General features: G+C 68.1%; 23 protein-coding genes and 1 tRNA gene. 8 read left to right on the top strand and 16 right to left on the bottom strand.

The annotated features are described in order from the left end of the window. Positions 1-6: 6 nt before the first annotated feature. The 3 genes from LXM90_RS23690 to LXM90_RS23680 all read right to left on the bottom strand — a co-directional run bounded on the left by LXM90_RS23690 (position 7) and on the right by LXM90_RS23680 (position 4,738). Positions 7-876, bottom strand: a complete 870-nt coding sequence (locus LXM90_RS23690; RefSeq protein WP_020091390.1) for a 3'-5' exonuclease — start codon at positions 874-876, stop codon at positions 7-9. A 72-nt stretch (positions 877-948) separates the two neighbouring features. Continuing rightward, a complete protein-coding gene (gene ligA, locus LXM90_RS23685) occupies positions 949-3,381 on the bottom strand; it encodes an NAD-dependent DNA ligase LigA (protein ID WP_234081145.1) in 2,433 nt (810 codons plus the stop codon). Positions 3,382-3,445: 64 nt separating this feature from the next. Further along, on the bottom strand, positions 3,446-4,738 hold the full coding sequence (locus LXM90_RS23680) for an MFS transporter (protein ID WP_234081144.1): 1,293 nt from the start codon (positions 4,736-4,738) through the stop codon (positions 3,446-3,448). Positions 4,739-4,868: 130 nt separating this feature from the next. Between LXM90_RS23680 and LXM90_RS23675 the strand changes: the two genes are divergently transcribed. From LXM90_RS23675 to LXM90_RS23650, 6 genes are all read left to right on the top strand, one after another. Next, complete coding sequence (locus tag LXM90_RS23675) at positions 4,869-5,585, top strand: 4'-phosphopantetheinyl transferase family protein (protein WP_020091393.1); 717 nt, start codon at positions 4,869-4,871, stop codon at positions 5,583-5,585. Positions 5,586-5,670: 85 nt separating this feature from the next. Next, positions 5,671-5,747, top strand: a tRNA-Pro gene (locus LXM90_RS23670). Between the two features lie 207 nt (positions 5,748-5,954). Beyond that, positions 5,955-6,947 carry a UDP-glucose 4-epimerase GalE gene (gene galE / locus LXM90_RS23665; protein WP_234081143.1) on the top strand — a complete coding sequence of 331 codons (993 nt, stop codon included), beginning with the start codon at positions 5,955-5,957 and terminating at the stop codon, positions 6,945-6,947. Positions 6,948-7,247: 300 nt separating this feature from the next. Then, positions 7,248-7,421: a hypothetical protein gene (locus LXM90_RS23660; protein WP_234081142.1), complete on the top strand. Its 174-nt coding sequence runs from the start codon at positions 7,248-7,250 to the stop codon at positions 7,419-7,421. A gap of 19 nt (positions 7,422-7,440) precedes the next feature. Next, positions 7,441-8,322 carry a hypothetical protein gene (locus tag LXM90_RS23655; RefSeq protein ID WP_234081141.1) on the top strand — a complete coding sequence of 294 codons (882 nt, stop codon included), beginning with the start codon at positions 7,441-7,443 and terminating at the stop codon, positions 8,320-8,322. Positions 8,323-8,456: 134 nt separating this feature from the next. Next, positions 8,457-9,170, top strand: a complete 714-nt coding sequence (locus tag LXM90_RS23650) for a hypothetical protein (RefSeq protein ID WP_234081140.1) — start codon at positions 8,457-8,459, stop codon at positions 9,168-9,170. Positions 9,171-9,656: 486 nt separating this feature from the next. Here the strand turns inward: LXM90_RS23650 and LXM90_RS23645 are convergent, their stop codons facing one another. Then, positions 9,657-10,118 (bottom strand): hypothetical protein, encoded by a 462-nt coding sequence (locus LXM90_RS23645; RefSeq protein WP_234081139.1) that lies wholly within the window; start codon positions 10,116-10,118, stop codon positions 9,657-9,659. A gap of 274 nt (positions 10,119-10,392) precedes the next feature. On the opposite strand from LXM90_RS23645, the gene LXM90_RS23640 reads away from it, so the two are divergent. Then, positions 10,393-11,490, top strand: a complete 1,098-nt coding sequence (locus LXM90_RS23640; protein WP_234081138.1) for a hypothetical protein — start codon at positions 10,393-10,395, stop codon at positions 11,488-11,490. Between the two features lie 119 nt (positions 11,491-11,609). Here the strand turns inward: LXM90_RS23640 and LXM90_RS23635 are convergent, their stop codons facing one another. The 12 genes from LXM90_RS23635 to LXM90_RS23580 form a co-directional block, all read right to left on the bottom strand. Further along, on the bottom strand, positions 11,610-11,966 hold the full coding sequence (locus LXM90_RS23635; RefSeq protein ID WP_234081137.1) for a hypothetical protein: 357 nt from the start codon (positions 11,964-11,966) through the stop codon (positions 11,610-11,612). 46 nt (positions 11,967-12,012) lie between these two features. Next, entirely contained in the window at positions 12,013-12,426 is a 414-nt protein-coding gene (locus LXM90_RS23630) for a hypothetical protein (protein ID WP_234081136.1), read from the bottom strand. Then, a complete protein-coding gene (locus LXM90_RS23625) occupies positions 12,426-12,701 on the bottom strand; it encodes a hypothetical protein (protein WP_234081135.1) in 276 nt (91 codons plus the stop codon). Before LXM90_RS23625 ends, LXM90_RS23630 begins: the two co-directional genes overlap by 1 nt. Continuing rightward, positions 12,701-13,321: a lysozyme gene (locus LXM90_RS23620; protein ID WP_234081134.1), complete on the bottom strand. Its 621-nt coding sequence runs from the start codon at positions 13,319-13,321 to the stop codon at positions 12,701-12,703. The genes LXM90_RS23625 and LXM90_RS23620 overlap by 1 nt, the downstream gene beginning before the upstream one ends. A 13-nt stretch (positions 13,322-13,334) precedes the next feature. Further along, positions 13,335-13,667 (bottom strand): septal ring lytic transglycosylase RlpA family protein, encoded by a 333-nt coding sequence (locus tag LXM90_RS23615; RefSeq protein WP_234081133.1) that lies wholly within the window; start codon positions 13,665-13,667, stop codon positions 13,335-13,337. A 64-nt stretch (positions 13,668-13,731) separates the two neighbouring features. After that, positions 13,732-15,360 (bottom strand): glycoside hydrolase family 55 protein, encoded by a 1,629-nt coding sequence (locus tag LXM90_RS23610; protein WP_234081132.1) that lies wholly within the window; start codon positions 15,358-15,360, stop codon positions 13,732-13,734. Between the two features lie 8 nt (positions 15,361-15,368). After that, a complete protein-coding gene (locus LXM90_RS23605; protein WP_234081131.1) occupies positions 15,369-15,605 on the bottom strand; it encodes a hypothetical protein in 237 nt (78 codons plus the stop codon). Positions 15,606-15,607: 2 nt separating this feature from the next. Then, on the bottom strand, positions 15,608-16,777 hold the full coding sequence (locus LXM90_RS23600; protein ID WP_234081130.1) for a hypothetical protein: 1,170 nt from the start codon (positions 16,775-16,777) through the stop codon (positions 15,608-15,610). Between the two features lie 2 nt (positions 16,778-16,779). Further along, the gene (locus tag LXM90_RS23595; RefSeq protein ID WP_234081129.1) at positions 16,780-17,253 is read right to left on the bottom strand and encodes a hypothetical protein; all 474 of its coding nucleotides are present in this window, start codon (positions 17,251-17,253) and stop codon (positions 16,780-16,782) included. Next, positions 17,250-17,816: a hypothetical protein gene (locus tag LXM90_RS23590; protein WP_234081128.1), complete on the bottom strand. Its 567-nt coding sequence runs from the start codon at positions 17,814-17,816 to the stop codon at positions 17,250-17,252. Before LXM90_RS23590 ends, LXM90_RS23595 begins: the two co-directional genes overlap by 4 nt. Before the next feature lie 7 nt (positions 17,817-17,823). Further along, positions 17,824-19,065 (bottom strand): phage tail protein, encoded by a 1,242-nt coding sequence (locus LXM90_RS23585; RefSeq protein WP_234081127.1) that lies wholly within the window; start codon positions 19,063-19,065, stop codon positions 17,824-17,826. A 15-nt stretch (positions 19,066-19,080) separates the two neighbouring features. Next, complete coding sequence (locus LXM90_RS23580) at positions 19,081-19,812, bottom strand: hypothetical protein (protein WP_234081126.1); 732 nt, start codon at positions 19,810-19,812, stop codon at positions 19,081-19,083. A gap of 163 nt (positions 19,813-19,975) precedes the next feature. Between LXM90_RS23580 and LXM90_RS23575 the strand changes: the two genes are divergently transcribed. Then, positions 19,976-20,458 carry a hypothetical protein gene (locus LXM90_RS23575; RefSeq protein ID WP_234081125.1) on the top strand — a complete coding sequence of 161 codons (483 nt, stop codon included), beginning with the start codon at positions 19,976-19,978 and terminating at the stop codon, positions 20,456-20,458. The last annotated feature ends 219 nt before the right edge of the window (positions 20,459-20,677 follow it).

The raw sequence follows: 20,677 nt of genomic DNA, 5'->3' as shown, positions 1-20,677 counted from the left end.
GCCCGGTCAGGCCGCGCCCGCGACCCGGGTCTTCGCGCCGAGCATGCGGGCGAGGAGCACGACGTCGCCGGCATTGTCCGAGAGCAGGTCGGTGATGTCGCCGACCTCCAGCGCCTTCACGTGGCGGCAGCGCATGCCGTAGCGGCCGGCCGTGCAGGTGCAGCGCAGCTCCGGGCCCCCCGGCCGTTCCTCCAGGCTGACGTGGTAGCGGTTGCCGGTTGAGCCGCGCATGGCGAACCGCAGGGCCGCCGGCGTGTCGGGGAAGCTTGCCACGGCCCGGGCGCTGATCGCACCCGGCATGCGGCGCGGCACGGCTGGGCCGCCGACCGCCCGCGTGACCGGGAGGCCGAGCGCGGCCGCGAGGGCGTGCACGTCCGCGACCGCCCGCTCGCGCATCGCGGCGAGCGCGATCTCCGCGCAGGCGAAGGCGTCCTCGCCGGCGTCGTGGTGCTCGAAGCGGATGCCGAGGCGCCGCGCGACCTTGCCGAGCCCGCAGCCCTCCGGCGCCGGGAAGACCCGGCGTGCCACCTGGACCGTGCAGAGATAGGCGAGATCGGGGACCGGCAGGCCGGCCCGCGTCAGCCCGGCGCGCAGGACTCCGATATCGAAGCTCGCGTTGTGCGCCAGGATCAGCCCCCGCCCGAGATCGCCGAGATAGGGCGCCATGACGGCGGCGAAGTCGGGCTTGTCGGCGACGTCGGCCGGCAGGATTCCGTGGACGCGGATGTTGCCCGGTGCGAAGCGCATCTCGGGCGGCCGGATCAGGTGGCTCGCGCGGCGCACGACGCGGCCGTCGGCGATCCAGGCCAGACCCACCGCGCAGGCGCTGTCACGCCGCTCGTTGGCCGTCTCGAAGTCGAGGGCCAGGACCGTCATCGCGGTTCAACCATGCCGGGTGGAAGTTCTCGGGGTGTTCCCCGAGAGGTCTAGGCCGCCCGGACTCGGGCATCAACCCTGCGCCACCATCGCCAGCCAGTCGTCCTCCGAGACGACCCGGACGCCGTGCTTCTGCGCGTCCTTCAGTTTCGAGCCCGCACCGGGGCCGGCCACCACCAGGTCGGTCTTGGCCGAGACCGAGCCCGAGACCTTCGCGCCCAGGCGCTCGGCCACCGCCTTGGCCTCGTTGCGGGTCATCTTCTCCAGGGTGCCGGTGAAGACCACGGTCTTTCCCGCGAACGCTGAGGCCGCGGCGGCCCGCTCCATCGGCTGCACCGCCACCGCGTCGAGCAGGGCCGCGACGGCGTCGGCATTGTGCGGCTCGGCGAAGAACAGGAGCAGCGCGTCGGTCGCCACCGGGCCGATCTCGCCGTCGTCGGCGAAGACCCGGTAGGCGTCGCCGGGACGCTGCGCCGCAGCCCGCGCGATCGCCGCGCGCACCGCGTCGACGTCGCCGTAATGGGCGAGGAGGTTCTCGCGCTGCACGGCGCTCAGGCGCGCCCGCTCCTTGGCCGGAGCCGCGTCGTCCTCCGGGAAGCCGAGATCGAGGAGCCGGTCCCGGGTCGTGCCCCCGACGCGCGGCACTGCGGTGAGCTCGACCCAGTCGGGACCGGGCTGCGCCGCCGCGGCCTCGCGGATCGCCGCGATCAGCGTCGGCATGTCGGCGAAGCGCTTCGCCAGCGCCTTGGCGGTCGCCTCGCCGATCTGCGGGATGCCGAGGGCGAAGAGCAGGCGGTTCATCGGCACGGCGCGCCGCGCCTCGACAGCAGCGAGCAGGTTCCGGATCGCCTTGTCGTCCTCGTCGCCCTTCTTCTTGGCGGCCTTCTTCGGCGGCTCGCTCGTCCCCGAGTCCGCGCGCCGCTCGGCCGACAGCGCTTCGCGCCGCGCCACGATTGCGGCCTTGAGTTCCTCGAAGTCGAGGCGGAACAGGTCGGCGGGCTGGCGCACGAGCCCGGCCTCGAACAGGACCTCGATATAGGTCTCGCCGAAGCCCTCGATGTCGAAGCCGTTGCGCGACACGAAGTGCTTCATCCGCTCAACGCCCTGCGCCGGGCAGATCAGCCCGCCGGTGCAGCGGCGCACCGCGTCGGGCCGGCCGGTGCGGGGGTTGATGGCGCGGACGGCGCGGCTGCCGCAGGCCGGGCAGGTCTCCGGGAAGGCGTAGGGCCGCGAGTCGGCCGGGCGCTTCGTCAGGTCGACATCCATGACCTTCGGGATGACGTCGCCCGCCCGGACCACCGTGACCGTGTCGCCGACGCGGATGTCGCGGCCGTCGCGGATCGGCTCGCCGTCGGCGCCGACGCCCTTCACGTAGCCCTCGTTGTGCAGGGTGGCGTTCGACACGACGACGCCGCCGACGGTCACGGGACGGAGCTTGGCGAGCGGGTTCAGCGAGCCGGTGCGGCCGACATTGATGACGATGTCCTCGACCACCGTCGTGGCTTCCTGGGCGGCGAATTTGTGGGCGAGCGCCCAGCGGGGCGAGCGCGAGACGAAGCCCAGCCGCTTCTGGAGCCCGAGGTCGTCGACCTTGTAGACGACGCCGTCGATGTCGTAGCCGAGCCCGGCGCGGTCGGCCTCGATGCCGCGGTAATGGGCGAGCATCGCTTCCGTGTCGGTGAAGGTCTGGGTCCGCGGGTTCACCGGCAGGCCCCAGGCCGCGAAGTGCTCCAGCACGCCGGTCTGCGTGTCGGCGATCGGCGCCGACAGCTCGCCCCAGGCATAGGCGAAGAATCGCAGCGGCCGGGACGCGGTGATCGCGGGATCGAGCTGGCGCAGGCTGCCGGCGGCGGCGTTGCGCGGGTTGGCGAAGAGCGGCTTGCCGGCCGCCTCCTGCCGGGCGTTGATGGCGGCGAAGTCGGCGTGGGACAGGTAGACCTCCCCGCGCACCTCGCAGATCTCCGGCCAGCCGGACCCCGCGAGCACCGCCGGGATGTCCTGCACCGTGCGGGCGTTGGCCGTGACGTTCTCGCCCACCTCGCCGTCGCCGCGGGTGGCGGCGGTGTCGAGCCGGCCGTTCACGTAGCGCAGGGACAGGGACAGGCCGTCGATCTTCGGCTCTGCCGTGAAGGCGAGGGGGGCGTCGTCCGGCCAGCCGAGGAAGCGGCGCACGCGCGCGACGAACTCGGCCACCTCCGCGTCGTCGAAGGCGTTGCCCAGCGAGAGCATCGGCACGGCGTGCCGCACCTTGGCGAACTTCTCCGAGGGCTTGGCGCCGACCGACGTGCTGGCGGCGCCCGTGCCGGCGAGATCGGGGAAGCGGGCCTCGATGTCCTCCAGGCGGCGGCGCAGCCGGTCGTACTCGGCGTCCGATATCTCGGGCGCGTCCTCCTGGTAGTAGAGGCGGTCGGCCTCCAGGAGCGCGTCCGACAGCCGCGCGTACTCGGCGCGCGCTTCCTCGGCGCTGAGGTCGAGATCGAGCGGTTCGGATTTCGTGGCGGCCATGCCGGGGTTCTAACGCATCGGCGGCCGGCGGGGAGCCGGCCACGGCGCGCGATCCCCGATTCCCTCACCGGCGGGCACCGAGCAGATCGCCGCGCCCCGCCATCCGGAAGGCCGCGAAGAACGTCGCGGCGACGAGGGCGGCGATTGCTTGCAGAGGCAGGACCGGGGCCAGCCAGCCCGCGACCGCCGTCCCGGCGACCGAGCCGAGGTTCATGGCCGCCATGTAGACCTCGAACTGCGTGGCCGCGCCCGGGCGGCCCCGGCTCGCCGCGAGCAGGGCCGGCATCAGGGCGACGATCAGCAGGCCGGGCAGCACGCTGGTGAGCGCCAGGATCGCCGGCGCCGCGGCCCCGACGAGGCCGGCGCCGATCAGGATCCCGACCAGCACGAAGGTGAGGGCACTGCCCAGCAGCAGGGCGCGAAGCGGCGACGCCGCGCCCGCGCGGTCCGACCAGAGTCCCACCGCGACCGCACCGGCCGTGCCGCTCACCAGGGTCAGGAAAGCCTGGAGACGCGACAGGCTCGCGGCCTCCCAGCCCTGACGCTGGAGGAGGTCGATCGAGAAGGGCAGCTCGAACAGGCCGAGCGCCGCGTCGAGGCCGAAGCACAGAGCGAGCAGCCGCAGGGCGCGCGGGCGGCGCAGGGCGATCACGGTGCGGCGCAGGAAGCGGCGGAACGGCAGGCGCCGCGGCGCCGGTCCCCGGCGCTCGAGCGACCAGAGCGGATCGGCGGGCGCCTCGCGGACCAGCAGCATCGGCAGGCTCGCGACGATCGCGGCGACGAGCAGCCAGAGGGCGCTCGCGGCGAAACCCCAATTCGCGAGCGTCCATCCGAAGACGGCGGCGCTGAGGCTCGTTCCGGCCACGAAGCCCGCGCGGGTGCAGGCGCTGACCCGGCCGAGTTCCCGGGTGGGGACGTGGTCCATGATCATCCGGTCGCAGGCGGTATCGAGGAGCGAGGCGAACAGGCTGTGGACGAGGAAGACCGGACCGAGCGCGCCGACGGCGTCGCCCCCGGCGACGAGGAGCAGCGCCAGCGTCGCGTGGCATCCGACCAGCGCGGCGACCGCGAAGGGCCGGCGCCGTCCCATCCGCGTGTCCCCGGCCCGGTCCACCCAGGGCCCCCACAGCAGCGGCTGCAGCGTCCAGGGCAGGCCGGCCAGGGCGAAGTGCAGCCCGACCTCGGTTGCCGGGACGCCCCTAGCCGCGAGGTGGTTGGCGAGCGCCGTCAGCGAGAAACCCGCGACGAGGCCCTGGTAGAGGTAGGTGGCGAAGAAGACGCCGTAGCGGACGGACCGCTGGCCGAGGCTCGGTCTACCCAGGAGGCCGACGCGGAGATCCGCGCTGGACCGCGTCACCGCGCGCGGCGCTTCTTGCAGGAGACGGGCCGCGATCCGATGCTGCTCATTCCTGCCCCATCGGATCGTCGCCCGTGCCGTTTCGCTCTCCCGACGCTAGCGCCCCAGCTCCCGCCTCGCGAGGTGTCGCGTGAGCGCGGTGCAGGTCTGGATCGTCGACCTCGCCCTGACTTCGAGCCAGGTCGACCGGTGCGATGCCGTCCTCGACGCCGCGGAGCGCGCGCGGGCTGACCGTTTCCTGCGCCCGGCGGATCGGGCGCGGTTCCGCGCCAGCCACGCCGCGCTGCGGCTGGTCCTCGGCGACGCGCTCGGTCTCGCGCCGGCCGACGTCGAGTTCGCCGCCGGAGCCGGCGGCAAGCCGGAGCTCGCGGGCCCGGCACGGGGCGCCGCCGAATTAAACCTCTCCCATTCCGGGGCGCGCGCGCTGATCGGGCTCACCCGCGGCGCGGCGATCGGCGTCGATGTCGAGGCCGTGCGGCCGATCGCGGACGCGCTGCGGATCGCGGCGGCCCATTTCGCCGCCGACGAGGTGACGGCCCTGGCCGGAGCCCCGCGAAGCGCGGTCGAGCGGCGCTTCTTCGGACTGTGGACCCGCAAGGAGGCGGTGGTGAAGGCTTTGGGCAGCGGCCTGTCGCTGCCCCTCGACCGGTTCAGCGTCAGCGTTCCGCCCGAAGCGCCGCGCCTTCTCCGGGCCGACGGCGACGCGTCCTGGAACCTGGACGGTCCTTGGAGCTTCGCCGAGGTCGATTGCGGGCGCGATCACGTCGCCACGGTGGCGTCCCGATCCGCGGAGGCGGAGATCACCTGCCACCGTCTCCCGGACGACTGGCCCGATCATCTGGGCTGAAAAGGCGCAACAGCGCGCTTGCGGTGCGGGAAAGGCGCGGCTATACACCCGCTCGCCGGCCCTGGCGGACACGCGGGACGGCCTTCGGAGTGTAGCGCAGTCTGGTAGCGCACCACGTTCGGGACGTGGGGGTCGCAGGTTCAAATCCTGCCACTCCGACCATTCTTTCCCGAGACTTAGCACCGCCCCTGAACGACCGGCACACCGCACCGGGACGTTTATCGGGACGCTAACGCGGTTTTGCTGCGGTGCATTATGGCGTCCAATCCAACTGTTTCCGAGCTGCGTAAGGCCGCCGAGGTGACCGATCAGGAGATCGACGCTGTGGGCATTTCGTTGCAGTAAGACGGTCGGATAGCGGAGACCAAGATGGCGGTTCTGGTGACGGGCGGTGCCGGCTACATCGGCAGCCACATGGTGCTGGCGCTCCTCGATGCCGGCCATGAGGAGGTCGTCGTCCTGGACGATCTCTCCACCGGCTTCGACTGGGCGGTTCCGGAGGGCGTGAAGCTCGTCGTCGGTGACGTTGCCGACCAGGCCCTGGTGACACAGACTATCCTTCAGCACCGCATCGACGCCCTGGCCCACTTCGCCGCCAAGATCGTCGTGCCCGATTCCATGGCCGATCCCCTCGGCTACTACCTCGCCAACACGGTGAAGACCCGCGCGCTGATCGAGGCGTCGGTGCGCGCCGGCGTCAAGCACGTGATCTTCTCCTCGACCGCAGCCGTCTACGGCGAGCCCGACGTCTCGCCGGTTCCCGAGGACCTGCCGCTGAAGCCGATCAACCCCTACGGCCGCTCGAAGCTGATGAGCGAGTGGATGATCGCCGACGCCGCCGCGGCGCACGGCTTCTCCTACGTGGTGCTGCGCTACTTCAACGTCGCCGGCGCGGATCCGGACGGGCGGTCCGGCCAGTCGACGCCCAACGCCACGCACCTGATCAAGGTCGCCACGCAGGCGGCGCTCGGCCAGCGCGCCCGACTCGACGTCTTCGGGACCGACTACCCGACCCCGGACGGGTCGTGCCTGCGCGACTACATCCAGGTCTCGGACCTCGCGGAGGCGCATCGCCTCGCCCTCGGCCATCTGCGCTCCGGCGGCGAGAGCCTGACGCTGAACTGCGGCTACGGGCGCGGCTACTCGGTCCTCGAGGTCGTCGAGGTCGTGAAGCGGATCTCCGGCCGAGACTTCGAGGTGCGACTGTGCCCACGCCGGGCCGGCGATCCGGCCCAGATCGTCGCCGAGGCGGCGCGCATCCGCGATTGCCTGGGCTGGCAGCCCCGGCACGACGACCTCGACGCCATCGTCGGCCAAGCCCTCGCCTGGGAAGAGCGTCTGGAGAAGCGCAATCGGATCTGACGTTGTGCCCATTTTCCCGTCGGCTGCGGCGCTCACCACCGACAAGCCGGCCTAAAAGCGCTACATGGTCCGGACCGCGATCTTGCTGGCGAATCCGGTGAAGGGATGAGTAAGGGCTACGACCTAATTCGCGAAGCCGTTGTGGCACTCCGAGCGCGCGGCCAAAAGGCGGAGCCGTGGACCGGAGGGTTGCCCTACTGGCCGGTCGACGGTGAGACGCTGACGGATGGCGACCTGCTCGCCCTCGCTGTCCGCCTCGGACCCATGGATTCGACGTCGACCCAGCTGCAATAGGCCGCCATGGCCAAGGAACCATGGACCGTCTTCGTGCTGCGCGAGGCCGCAAATATCAGCAATCATGAGATCGACGCCGCGTTCAACGCCGTACTGGTGGATCTGGGGCAAACCCGTGTGCGACCGCAAGCACATGTCGGATTTGGCCCATCAATCGGCGCGATCCATTCGATAAACTGAATTATATTTTATCAGGTCGATGAACAAATTTGATATTATTACGGCGTGCCCTTTTAATACCGAGGTTTATGCCAAAGCATTGCCGAACCTTGGCGAGGTCGAAATGGATCCGACGTTCCAGCTGCCGGTCTTGCGTCGGCGGATCCCTGGAACCGCATATTCAGACGGGGTCGGCCCCTGGCCTTACCTTTGGATTGAAAGCGATGCCGACATTGAGAAGCTCTACGTGGGCTTTCGCCATCTCGTTACACTCTCGATTGTGACGCAACCCGGCCACGTCCCCAAGGCAAAGGGCGACGACGCCAAATTTTTGAAACAGCACTACGTCTATGACCCAGGCCTACCCCGTCGCCCGCTGAGCCGACGGGCTCGCGAGCGGCTCTCGCGCTGCGAGGCGCATGCCGCCTTCGAAGTGGTGTCTAATGAGCATCAGCGGATGGAGATGGTTGGGCTGTATGAAGGCCTCAAGCATCGGCGTGGGCTGACCGGCGGCCTATTCGATCACGGCAGGCGGTACTTCGAAAACATTTCGGAACTAAATAATGGGATATTCTTTCGAGTATTGAACAACCAGGGCTTAGGTGCGATGGCCTGCGGAGTCGAATTCGCAGGAATACTGCAGATTTTGCATACTGTCATTTCCGAACATGGCTTGCGTTGGAATGCATCTTACCTTCTCATGCATGGTTTGCAGGACTACGCACGCGCTCATAGGCTGCGTCTGCTGACCGGCGGAATGCCAGATGCAGGTGCCGATGGGCTTCGGATATTCAAGGAGCGTTGGGCGAACAGTTTCGCGCCCGTCTACCTGCTGCGTATTGTCAACGATCGGCCCCGATATGCAGAGCTTTGTGCTGGTAAGGACGGCGACGGCTATTTTCCCGCCTACAGGCAGCGATAATGTTCAAGAACCCAGATCCTCGCGCGCGCCGTGTGTTTCTGATTTGGGCCCCTCCCTACACCCATCGAAGTTCTGGTGTCAGGGCGCTCTATAGGCTCTGCCATCATCTGAATGAGTCCGGTTACCCAAGCGGCATGCTTGCAGGTGAGGGAAATTCTTCTCATGAATGGAATGCGCCGCTTTATGCGGGGCCGATTGACGATGCGATTGTTATTTATCCCGAAATCGTCGTCGGTAATCCGTATGGCGCGCGCAAGGTAGTTCGATGGGCCTTGAATGAGCCCGGGCTCATCGCTGGCGAAACATCGTATGCCGAGACGGAAATGGTCTTCGTCTACGACCCGCAAAAACTCAGCATTGTTAGTCGAGCGGCTGGACATATGCTTGGACCGCGGCGTGTACTGTGGCTCGGTCTGGTCGACCCGACGCACATTTATCCATCAACCACATCCGAAAGGACGATTGATTGTTCTTTCACGCACAAAGGTTGGGTCCTATACAATCGTTTCCCTCTACCTTCCGAGGCAGGTGTCATTCCGATTGAGGATATCACTCCGACTATGGCCAGCCTCGGGGATACGTTGCGCAGGACACGTACCCTATATTCTTATGATCACTATAGCAATATCCTTCGGGAGGCTGTGATATGCGGATGCGACGTCCGCGTCGTCGATCATGACGGTGTTTGGCACAACCCGCAGACATGCAGGTGCAGAAGCAATATTTTATGGCCTGATGGATTTCGGCAGAACTACGCCTATCAATTTAATGATCGAAGATTTGTGAAAGCCTTCATACGAGAAATTCGCACCAAATGGCCGGTGCCGGCACCGGCGCCGAACTGGTGAAAGACAAGCACTCCTACCATCGGCGCCAGGCCGCCGCCGGGAGTCATCCGCCGATCCGAATGATGGCTGTCAGTATGGACAGGTTCTCGATCCACTCTGCGCCTGATTGGCGAGACGGCCGCGGTATTACCGCTTTCGGACAGCTCCGGCGCGCACTCGTGCAGTCGAGTCGGGTTGTAGCTGACGGTGCCGTCAGTCTGATCCCGGCCGAAGACCTGTGGCGCCTAGCCGCGAGCCGCCGGCTCGTCGATGACGGCCTCGCGCGTTAGCCCGGCGCCGTGTCGAAGGTCCCATCGCCTCGAGGCGCCCGGCCACGCCAGGATATTCGCCCGCGCGTGCTGGCGGCGCTGACGTACGAGCCAGCGACCGCCGTTGAGATCGCTGAGCGCGCCGGCATTCCAGGCCGGGAGCGCGGCATGCACGCCGCTCGCGCGCTGGCGCGCCTGGAGGCTGATGGCCTCGCGGTCAGCGAACTGCGCCGGAACGTTACCCGGTGGCGCTCCGCAGCGGCCGCTCCCGCCTCTCGATGATCCGCGCCCGATCTCGCAGGGTGATCTCGTGCGTCGGCCATTCCAGGCATGCGACATCGAACGCTGCCTTGGCCATCGACAGCGGGTAGATGGTGGCGAGGTGCAGTTCGACGTTGCCGCCGGTCTCGCGCCAGATCTCGACCGTGTAGGGGGTGCCCGGTGGCACTGGCGGAATCTTCCTGGCTGGCGGCGGCAGCGTGATCGCGGCGAGGCAGAGGTGCTCGTACCTCCGCGCGGGCGGCGCCCCGGGCGCGCGCTGGTAGCGGCACGAGGCGGTGAGGTGCCGGAGCAGGTCGAGCGTCGAGATGTCGGCCCCGTAGCGGTCGATCAGGCTGGCGACGGTGTAACGGCCCGAGCGCTTGCAGGTCGCGCAGTCGACGTACACCCGACCGGGCGTCGCATCTCTCAGGCGCCCCATTCTGGTGGCCCTCCGCTCGCGAACGAACACGGAACAAGCCTGAGGCAGCGGCGCGCTTCAACCGGCGGCGGCCGCGGTGCGCGAGATCGTGGTGGAGCGGTGTGGATGACGTTCGGAAAGGCGAGGCCAGTCAGGTACTTCGGCAGACCTCTGCGAAGCAAAACTTCCAGACCAGCGCCCCCCAGGGCTGAAGCGGCTTTGTCCGGCACCCGAAGAAGTGGTCGAAGCGCGCCTTGCTTTTGCGCCCTGTGACAACCTCCCGCCAGTTGCGGAAATGCTGTTCGACTTTAAGGTGCTGAGTATAGGTCATTTGGAGGCAGGCGTGTCAGGTAAAGCTCCCCACTACGCAGTCAAATTTGCCGAACGATATGGATCGCCTGCAGACAATTATCTGAACGCTGGGGCAGCATTATACCGTCTAGATGAATTGCTTGAAGATGCGAAAAATCTCAAAGATAATTTTGACAAATGGGTGCCAGAGGATAACAGATGGGCACCTTGGGTCGGCTCAGAAATAATTTCGTATTATGGCGTAGCATTTGTCACGTGCCTTGAATGGCACGCTCGATCGCGGCTTGTCGACCTGCTTACGTTCAAGCCCTCAGCGGCAAAAACTGACGATCTCAGGGTCATCAAGGAAAAAGTTGTAATAGAAATGTTCGCCGCGAACGTAACCTTGCCGGCAATCGTCGGCGCGGTTACGAGCGTGTCCAATCTAGATGATTATTTGAATATATTTGCCCGCATATTTGAAGCATTGGGACAACAAATCGACGCGTGGGCTGCCCTCAAGGCGGAGCGCCCAGGCACCGGAAAGCCTTGGGTTGAAACCGTTGAGTTTGATGATCTTTATAATCTCTATTCATCACGGCATGACCTCGTTCATGAGATCGGCATAACGAGAATTGGTCACATCAATGTTAGAGATCGCTTGAGCCCAAATGAGGCCCTCAGGATCGGAGATATTGTGCAGCGATCGATGCTTGCCATAGAGTCTGCGCTCACGAGAGTGGCGCCGGCTGATTTTCCAAATCTCCTGGATATACAGGGTCAGCCTGTATCAACGCTAAGCCACATCGAGGAAGAAATTGGCCGGCTCGAAAAATCGGTCGGGACTATGACAACCGCCTTTACAGATGAACCGGTGGAAGCAGATCCGAACTGGGGTCCGGCAAAAACAGCGGCAGCGGATTACCTGGCCCAGGAAAGAAAATTTATAGACGGCGCCTCAATGCTGCATAATCGATATGTCGAGATGCGCGAGCCACTCAGGATTGCACTCGCAAAATCGAGGCTTGATTATTTGAGAAGCGTAATCGATATGGTTGGGGAGGTATGGGATGTGTCTAGTCCGCCCTCCGGCAATCCGTAGTAGCTATACGACAAAAGAGTTCAATCGATCCGAAGTGATGGATCTGAGTGAGCACAAAGAAAGGCGCCCCGGCCGAAGCCAGGGCGCCCAGAGCGTTGACGGATGTTAATGGCCGCCGGTTAGTCGGGCGGCCGATGCATGAAGGCCTTCAGCATCGCCTCGCGCGTCTCCTTCATCTCACCCCGCACCGAGCTGACCATGTCGTCGATCCGCCGCTCAAGGCGGGTGATGACGTCGCCGGTCACGTAGGTCCGCGCCACCTCGATCTTGAAGGCGTTCAGCTTCTCCTCGAGCGAGCGGATCTCGATCTTGGCCGCCGCCATGTCGATCGTAAGCGGCGAGACCGCTTCCTTCGTGCCGGTGCGCAGCTTCCCGATGATCCAGTCCGCGCCCTTGCCGAGCGCGATCAGGAACAGCGCGAGCGCGATGAGCTGCGCCCAGGTGATCGGCCCGGGCGACAGGAAAGACGTGTCCATGGCGGCGGTCTTTCGCAGCCCTGCCCCTCTCCGGGGCGGGAGAGGGTTAGCGGGTGAAGGTCTTCTTGACGCCGAGCAGACCGATCAGCCCGACCCCGGCCCAGATGATCGTCTTCTGGATCTCCAGGTACTCGCCCGGCATCGCTGCGATCCGCCAGGAGCCGACCGTGTGCCCCTCCCAGGGGAAGCAATCGAAGGTCACGGCGCCGAAGTGGATGATCGCGATCGCGAACGCGACCGGCATCATCCAAGCGGTCAGCAGGGAAGCCCGGTCGGCGTTGCGCGCGGCCGCGACCTGCTGCTGGGCCACGATCCAGGCCTCGAACATCTGCGCGTTGGTCGAGACGTCGGCACCGACATCGACCTGGTGCTTGGCGAGATCCGTGTCCGCCCGCTTGTTGGCGAAGTCGAGGATCTTGCCGAGCAGGCTGGGGACGAGGGTCAGGAGGGCGGCGAGCATCAGCGGGGCCCTCCAGGTACGTCACGATCCGGCGCGCGCATCGGCGGCGTGGTCGTGTAGGCCCGCATCACGACGCCCATCAGGAAGCACCCGGCCACGATCGCCTTCGCGGTGCCCTCCGGCGCGCCCATGTCGATGAGCAGCTGCCGGAAGTCGACGGCGTGAAGGGCGTCGAGCAGCGCCAGCAGGAATGCCGGCGTGAAGAAGATGAAGGTGCGCCACCCGCTGAGGCGTCGCCACAGCATGCGGGCACGGTGGAAGCGAGAACGGGGCATCAGGGAGCCTTTCGTCCGAGGAACAGGTCGACGAGGCGGGTGAAGAGGCTGGGCCGGGCCGCGGCCGCCGGCTTCGCGCCTGTCATCGGCGCGAGCGGGTCGGGCGCGGTCGCGGGCGCCGGCAGCGTGCCGGCCATCGCCTTCACGGGCGCGCGGTCGCCGCGGCGGGCGTAGACCTTGGCGCCGGCGTAGGAGGCGAGGGCGGCCTGGTCGCGCTCCCCCTGCCGGCGCGGGATGATCGCAGCCGGCTTGTTCCACATCAGGAACGCCTCGACGGCGCCAGCGAGGTCGCCGGCGTTGGCGCGACGGACCACGGTCGAGTGCGCGAAGCCGACCGGGCCGATGTTGTAGGCGAGGCTCACGCAGGCATCGAAGAACGGCTGCGGCACCGGCTTGGCGAGGGCAGCGCGGACCGGCGCCGCGTACTTCTCCAGCGCGGCGGCGAAGAGCGCGTCGGATTGGAGCGGCGTGATCGTCAGGCCCGGCACCACCTTGATCAGCCCGGAGGCGGTCGTGATGCCGGTGCTGATCGTCCAGACGCCGACGGAATCCTTGTAGGCGGTCAGCCGGGTGCCTTCGCGCGCCTCGAGGGCGGCGCGTCCGATGGGCGAGACGTCCATGGTGGTCTCCGGGTCAGCCGAGGATGGCGAGGTGGACGCGGCCGACGCCCGACAAGCCGATGGCCCGGGCCGCGCCGCGCGAGAGGTCGATCGCCCGGCCGGCGATGAATGGGCCGCGGTCGTTGATCCGCACGATCACCGAGCGGGCGCCGTAGGTCACCCGCACGCGGGTGCCGAAGGGGAGGGTGCGGTGTGCCGCGGTCAGGCCGTCGGGCGCGAACCGCTCGCCGTTCGCGGTGCGGCGGCCGGAGCCGTACCAGGAGGCGGTCTCGGCCAAGGCGCACGGGGCCGATCCCGCGAGCACGAGGCACGCGAGGGCGGCCCGCGCCGGGAAGCGCAGGGTCATGACGGAGTCCTGAGAGGGATCGAAGAGGGGCCGGCCGCTTAAGCCGGCCCCATCACGGGCGCGGTCAGCGCGCGGATTCCATGACGAAGAAGTCGTCCTGGTTCGTGAGCACCGCGAGGGCGCCGCCGCTGTTCTGGTAGACGGAGACCGTGAACGTGTCCCCGGGGCTGACCGAGATCAGTCCCGTCTCCAGGTTCTGGAAATTGTAGCCGAGCGCCGCCTGCGTCGTGGCGGCGACCTCCGCCCCATTCTTCAGGATCCGCACCTTGCGCAGGCCGGTGCCGTTGCTGGCCCAGCCAAGACCGACCGACACGCGCACCCGGCTGGTACCGGCGGGCACGGTGAGCGTCGTCCCCGACGTGAGCGCCCCGGTGTCGTCGAACTCCGCCGCGCCCCAGCTCACCGTCGTGTCGGCGTTGTTGGCGATCGAGGCCGCCTGGAGGCGCACCCGGCTGCCCTGACCACGCGGCGCCACGACGGTGGTCTTGGTCCTGTCGATGGATAGCGCGAGGCTGGGGCTGTTCTGGATGACGTTGCCGGCCAGGACGTTCGGGCCCTCGAGCAGGTTCGCCGTCTTCGGCGTCGAGGTGACGACGTTGTCGACCGTGTACGAGCCGCCGGTGATCAGCAGGTCGTTGGTCGTGTCGCCGCCGGGGGTCCAGAACAGCAGGTTGCGGTACGAGCTGCGCCCGCTCTGCTGGACGATGTGAGCCTGGCCCTTGTTGCCCTCGATCCAGGTGTCCTCCACCTGGAGGCCCTGCATCACGGTGCCCGGATTGAACTGCCCGACGTTCGGCCCGATGATGATGCCGCCCTGGCCGACGGCGCCCGCCGTGGTGCCGTTGTACTCGACGTTCGAGCCGCGGAGGCTGATCAGCGCGCCGACGTCATAGTCGATGCCGAGGACCGTGTTCTCGTTGACCTGCGAGTTCTGGATCTGGACGAGGTTCGGCGGGGTGCTGGGGTAGGACGCGCCGCCGTAGGTGTTGAACCGCAGGCCGGTCTTGTTCTTCTGCGCGATCGAAGCGTCGAACGTGACCCAGATGCAGCTCAGGCACTCCAGGCCAATCTTCGCCTTGCGGACCTCGACGTCCCGGAACGTCACGCGCCAGAGGTCGAGCCCCTCGATCGCCGCGTAGGTCGCGGTCGGGTCGAAGCCGTCGAAGGTGATGCCCTCCACCCGGACGTCGTTGAGCACGAACGGGCTGGGGTTCGACCCGATGGTCAGGACGTTGTTGGGGGTCGCGGTCCGCTTCTGGATGATCGTCGAGCCGCGCCCCTGCCCGCGCAGGGTGATCGGCTTGTTCGACGGGGGCGCGTAGGTCAGCGCGTCGACGAGGATCGTGCCCTTCGGCAGGAGCAGCGTCCGCCCCACCGCGGCGGCCAGCGCCGTGTTCATCGCGGCCGTGTCGTTGGTGACCCCGTCCGCCTTCACGCCGAAATCGGCGGCGTTCAGGACGTCGGCCGCCCGGTCCGCGAGCGACCTCGAGACACCGCCCGGAACCGTGACGCTCATCCCGTCCACGGGGCCGGTCGAGCCGGGCCCGTTGAGGATAATCCGGTCGACGTTCGGCCGGTACATGTCCGGCGAGGCGTAGCGCGGCGCCTTGGTGGCGTCGTACGCGACCGCAGGGGCGGCGATCAGGAGCGCGGCGAACGCCGTAAGGACGCGAGCCAGTAGACGGGAGGGCATGTCGATCCTCACGAAGCGACGAACTGGAGGGCGTTGCCAGAGATCCAGGGGTCTCCGACGTTGAGGCCGTCCGGGGATCTCGGCAGCAGGTCGTACGCGGCGCGAAGCACCGCGCCGGGCTGGGCCTTGAGCAGGGCCAGGGCGAGCGCCGGGCTGATCATCGTGCCCGGGTCGAGCGCGGCCTGCGCCTGGACGGTGGTGGCGAACTGCAGCGGAGTCGGCGGCGGGATCGCGGGCGCGGCCATGATCAGTTCCCCTCGAAGAAGAAGACGTCGCCGGCCGTGCCGTTGACGCAGACGAGGTTCGCGTTCGAGCACGCGAACGAGGCGGCCTCGCCGGGCGCCAGCGGATAGCCCGAACCGGTCCCGTCGATCACCGTCGTCACGCCGGCCGGCCCGACCACGCCGGGCGCGGCCGAGGTCTGCGCCGCGTTCGAGGTCTTCGCCTTCACGACGATGCCGTTGGCCAGCGCCACGTTCGGCAGCGCCACGGCCGTGCCGGTGGTGGCGATCTTCACCTGGCCGGTGACGATGCTGGCGGGCGTCGGGGTGGCGACCTTCAGAGTGCCGGCGAGAAGCGCACGGATCGCCTCGGACTTCGCATCGGTGGCCGCGCCGGCCGGCAGCGGAAGCGCCGCGGCGGATACAGGCTGAGTGACCCCGGACCCGTCCACCGGGATCCGGCCGCCGACGAGCGCCGGCACCCGGGCCAGCAGCGCCGTCCAGTTCCCGAGGCCGCGCCGGATCAGGGCCAGGACCGAGCCCGGCGCCGTGTCCGAACCGGGATCCGTGTCGGAGGGCGTGCCGAGCCCAGTCGCGAGGTTCGACAGCGAGGCGTTGCCGGTGCCCTGGAGCGCCGAGGTCGCGGCGCCGGCCGGCAGGGGCAGGGCCACAGCGGACACCGGCTGCGTCACGCCCGAGCCATCGACGGAGAGACGACCGCCGACCAGTGCCGCCGGCAGCCGGTCCCGGATCGCGGCGAGCACCGTGGCGATCCCGCTCTGCGTGAGCAGGAGCCGCGTCACCTTGGCGATCAGCGAGCCCGCGCCGGCATCCGAGCCCGGCGCCACGTCGGCGGGCGTGCCGATGCCGGTGGCCATGTTCGAGAGCGTCGCGTTGCCGGTGGCGAGTAGGACCCGGCAGGCCTCCAGCCGGACATCTGTCGCGACATCGGCGCCATCGTCGCGGAAGCCGGTGATCGGCCCCGCCGACAGCGGCTTGGTGTTGAAGGCCAGGGTCAGAACCTGGCCGTCGACCGCCTTCCGGCCGAGCCCGCGGCGCCCGACCGCGTAGATGAACTGGTTCGTCGGCTCGTGCAGGACCGCCAGCACGGTGCGCGGGTCGATGTTCACGCCCGAGAAGTCGAGCGTGCCCGCGGCGGGGTTCAGCACCACGCCGGTGAGGTCGATCTGCTTCATGGTCAGATGCCGCCGAAGATCAGGGCCGCGGTGATCGCCGCGTCCTCGGCATCGGCCCGCGCGAGGCCGCCGAAGTCGCTGACCCAGCCCGGGCCGGACGCGATGGCGAGATAGAAGGCGCCCGCGCGCACGGTGCCGGGGGGCGGCGCCGAACCGTCGAGGTCGAGCCAGGGCCGGGCTCCGGTCCCGTCGACGTTCAGCGTCGGGCTGTCGGTGTTGTCCCGGTCGACCTGGACGAGCACGGCGACACCGGGGCGGATCGCACGGACGCCGGAGAAGGTCCGCGCCACGTAGGCGTTGAACACGCCGCCTGCCCGGATCGCGCCGCCCTGATCGGCGACGTAGCCGGCAAAGGCGGCCATCACGTCGCGGATGAGGCCCGGCAGCTCACGCGCCGAGGCGCCGTCGAGCGCCGGCACGCCGGCATCCGAGACCGCGTTGGCGGCCGGGCGCGTCGACCAGTCGAAGACGCTCACGACTGCGCCCCGGTCGTGACCTGGAAGATGCCGTTGTTGTACCAGAGCTTGCCGGCGCCATCGGGCGCTTCCTTCGGCAGGAGCGCGGCGAGCGCTTCCATGGCCGTCGCTGCGTTGAGCACCTGCAGATCGGTCGCCGCCGGGTTGATCTTCCGCCACGCCGGCTTCTCGGGCGAAACGGCCTCGTCCCAGACCACCATCTGGAGCTGACCCTGCACGACGGTGCCGGGCGCGAGCTCGTTCCCGTCGGCCGCCAGGAACGCCACCGGCCCGTAGCCGTCGACCATCAGGGATGGCTCGGCCTCGTTCGTCCGGTGCGCCCAGAAGGCGATCATCGTCCCGGGCTTCGGCTTCAGCCCGGAGAAGGTGTTCACTGCGTATAGGTCGGTGAGCCCGACCGAGACGAGCGCGCCCGACGTGTCGGCGATGAGCTGCGCCACGCCGGCCATGAGGCCGCGCACCAAGCTCGCGTAGACGCGGGCCGACACGCCGTCCTGCACGGGCATGGCTTTGTCCGCGATGGCGTTCAGCCCCGCGTTGGTGGACCAGTCGAAAGCGCTCATCGGGTCCTCAGGTCTTGATGGCCCAGGTCACCACGGCGCCCGGCGGCACGTTCGGGTGCGGGTCGCCCGAGCCGGCCGTGTCGATCACCAGCGTGTGGGTGTGGTTCGGCGTCGGATCGATCGTGTGGACGTGGCTGCCGTCGAGCTGGAGGCCGTGGCTGTGCGTGCCGCCCGGATCGGTCGCGAAGCTATGCGCGTGGTTGCCGGTCGCGCCAGTCGTGAAGGTGTGCGAATGCGGCCCGCTCTGGGTCGTCTGGCCGTTGCCCTGCGAGCCGAGGTTGATGCCGGTCACCACCTGGGCGTTGTTCGGCGTCTGGGTGCTGACCAGGCCGTAGCCGTACTGCACGACGTGGGCATGGTCGCCGCTGATGTCGCTGGTGCCGGTGTGGGCGTGGTTGCCTGTGAGGTTCGTCGAGCCGGTGTGGTCGTGGGCTCCGTCGATGTTCGTGCCGCCGTGGTTGTGGCTGCCGGCGCTCTGGATCTCCGGCTGGAAGAAGCCGGCCGGCGACATGGTCGAGGTGTGCATGTGCCGCGGCATCTGCGTCGCCAGCATCGCCACCGTCTCGGCCCCGCCGAGCGTGCCGAGCGAGCCGACGAGGCCGCCCGCCGAGGTGAGCAGGTTCAGCCCGCGGTTCGCGCCGAACAGGCTGCGCCCCCGCAGGTCCGGCAGGTTGAAGGTCTGGAAGCCGTCGCCGACGCCCCACAGGCTGCTGATCGCGGCGAACAGGGCGGCGTAGGAGGCCCGCGAGACCGGCCGGCCGTCGCAGATCTCCCAGCCCGAGGGGACGTTGGGGCCGCCGAACGCGGCGATCTTCCCGGCCGATTCCGTGGTCGGTGACAGGGTGCGGTAGACCTGCGCGTCGGGGTCGTACACGACCGACCACACCGTCGGGTAGATGTCGCCGGGCCCGAACTGCGACCCATCCGACCGCAGCCACGGCCGCGGCGTGTTCCCGTCCGCCGACAGGGTGCAGGGATTGAGGTTGGCCGTCGTGGTCCGGAACTTGAGCGTATGTGCCCGGGCGGCGGCCTTCGCCGACACGCCCTGGCGGGTGAGCACCGTGTAGGCGTCTGACCCGTAGGCTTGGTTCACGCCCGAGTTGTCGAGCATCCAGAGCTTCATGGAGGCCATCAGCGCCCGCATGGCGTCGTTGATGGTCTTGGCCGGCTGCCCCTCATTGAAGATGATGGGCGGATCCGAGACGTCGTTGCCCGAGGGCGCCTCGTCCCAGTTGATGGCGCCGGGCATAGGGCCGTCCTCGGGTTAGCGGGTCTTGGTGCCGGGCAGCAGCGCGAAGAAGCGCTGCGCGTCGAAGGCGGGGCCCTGCCGGCGGACCGGTTGCGCCTGGATCGGGGCCGGCGCGGGCGCCGCGGCGGCCTGCGCGACCGGCGACGCGGCCGGCGCATCGGCTGCGGTGAGCGTCCGCAGCAGCGCGGCGACCTGAAGGGTGCGATCCGCCTCCGGAGACTGCATGGCGGCGCCGCCGGCGGGCGTCACCGAACCCTCGGTACCGGCCGCGACCGGCCCGGACAGGCCGAAGGCGCCGCGGGGCGAGGCCGAGCCTGGCGAGAACGCACCGCCGAGGAAGGCCGCGGCCTTCGCTCGGTGCCCGGCCATCTGGCTGTTGACCTTGTCGGCGACCGTGCCGGGCGTGCCGCCGTTCGCCGTGTCGCTCCGATCGTACAGCCCGGGCGAGCCGGCGTTCACCGTCGAGTAGAGGTCGAGCATCCCCATGCCGGGCTTGAAGCCACGGTCGGTCAGGTATCGCTCGACGGCGGGAAGCTGGTCGGCGAAGCTCTGGTCCTGGCTCGCGCCGTACTTCTGCTGCTCCGTCGGCCCGAACTGGATCAGGCCGATGTGCCGGTTGCCCGAGCCGCCCCGGATCGAAGGGCTGAACCCGCTCTCGAACGACATCACGGTCGCAAGGTCGAGCGGGTCCGCGCCGATGCGCTGCGCGCTGGCGATCAGCGCGTCGCGGTCTGCGGCAGTCGGCATGTCGGGAGGTCCTGAAACGCAAAAGGCCCGCGCGATGGCGGGCCTTGCAGGGTCGGGCGCACAGCGCTCGCGACGCTGGCTGTTTCGGGCACTTCGCCCGTCGGGTCAAGTGTGTGGCTGGCACGTCATATTCAGCGCACCAAGTGCTCGCGTAGGTTGTCGCATGCGCAACAAATGGCACCAGGTCGCCGTGGCAACCGCTCTGCTCATGACGCCGGCTGTCGGAGAAGCGAAGGACGTCACCATCCTCGCTCGGTGCGGGGCGTCTGATGGGCAATCATACTATTTCGAGGGCGGCTTTGTCGGACCTGGCCAAGGTGGCTGGAAAAAGGACGGCGTTGACGACGGGCGCGTGACCGTATTCCTCAATGAAAACGATCAGCTCGATTTGCTTGTGAAAGACAGGGCGGCCACACGTAGCTATCTCAAAGCAGGTTACAAAGTGGGACTGATCAACTTCGATCAAGCCACCAAAACCATGCTGATTTCTGCCTATGGTGCGGACTTCTCTGAGACCTATCTAATCCGTCAGAATGACGCCGGTATCGGGACTATGGTCTGGACCATCAGCAAGATCACGCCGGCGATCGCAAAATCGAGCACGATGCAGGCGCCCTGCGGTCCACAATATGCGATAAAGCCGTGATGCCCCGCTGGCTCCGGATCATCCTCGCCCTCGCTGTCTTCGTCGGGATCATGCTCGCCGTGCGAGCGGTGCTGACAGCCGGGCTACACGCTACGATTCCAGGGTTCACCGCGTGGATGGACGAGACCGTGGGCCACACCGCGCACGGCGTCCTCCTGACTGGTTTCCTCGTCCTGTGCGGGGCCTTTGGCTTTTGGCCCCGCGACAGGGCCGGTCGGA

This window comes from Methylobacterium oryzae, from assembly GCF_021398735.1.
Lineage (GTDB): Bacteria > Pseudomonadota > Alphaproteobacteria > Rhizobiales > Beijerinckiaceae > Methylobacterium.
This window is presented reverse-complemented; position numbering and strand designations above follow the sequence as displayed.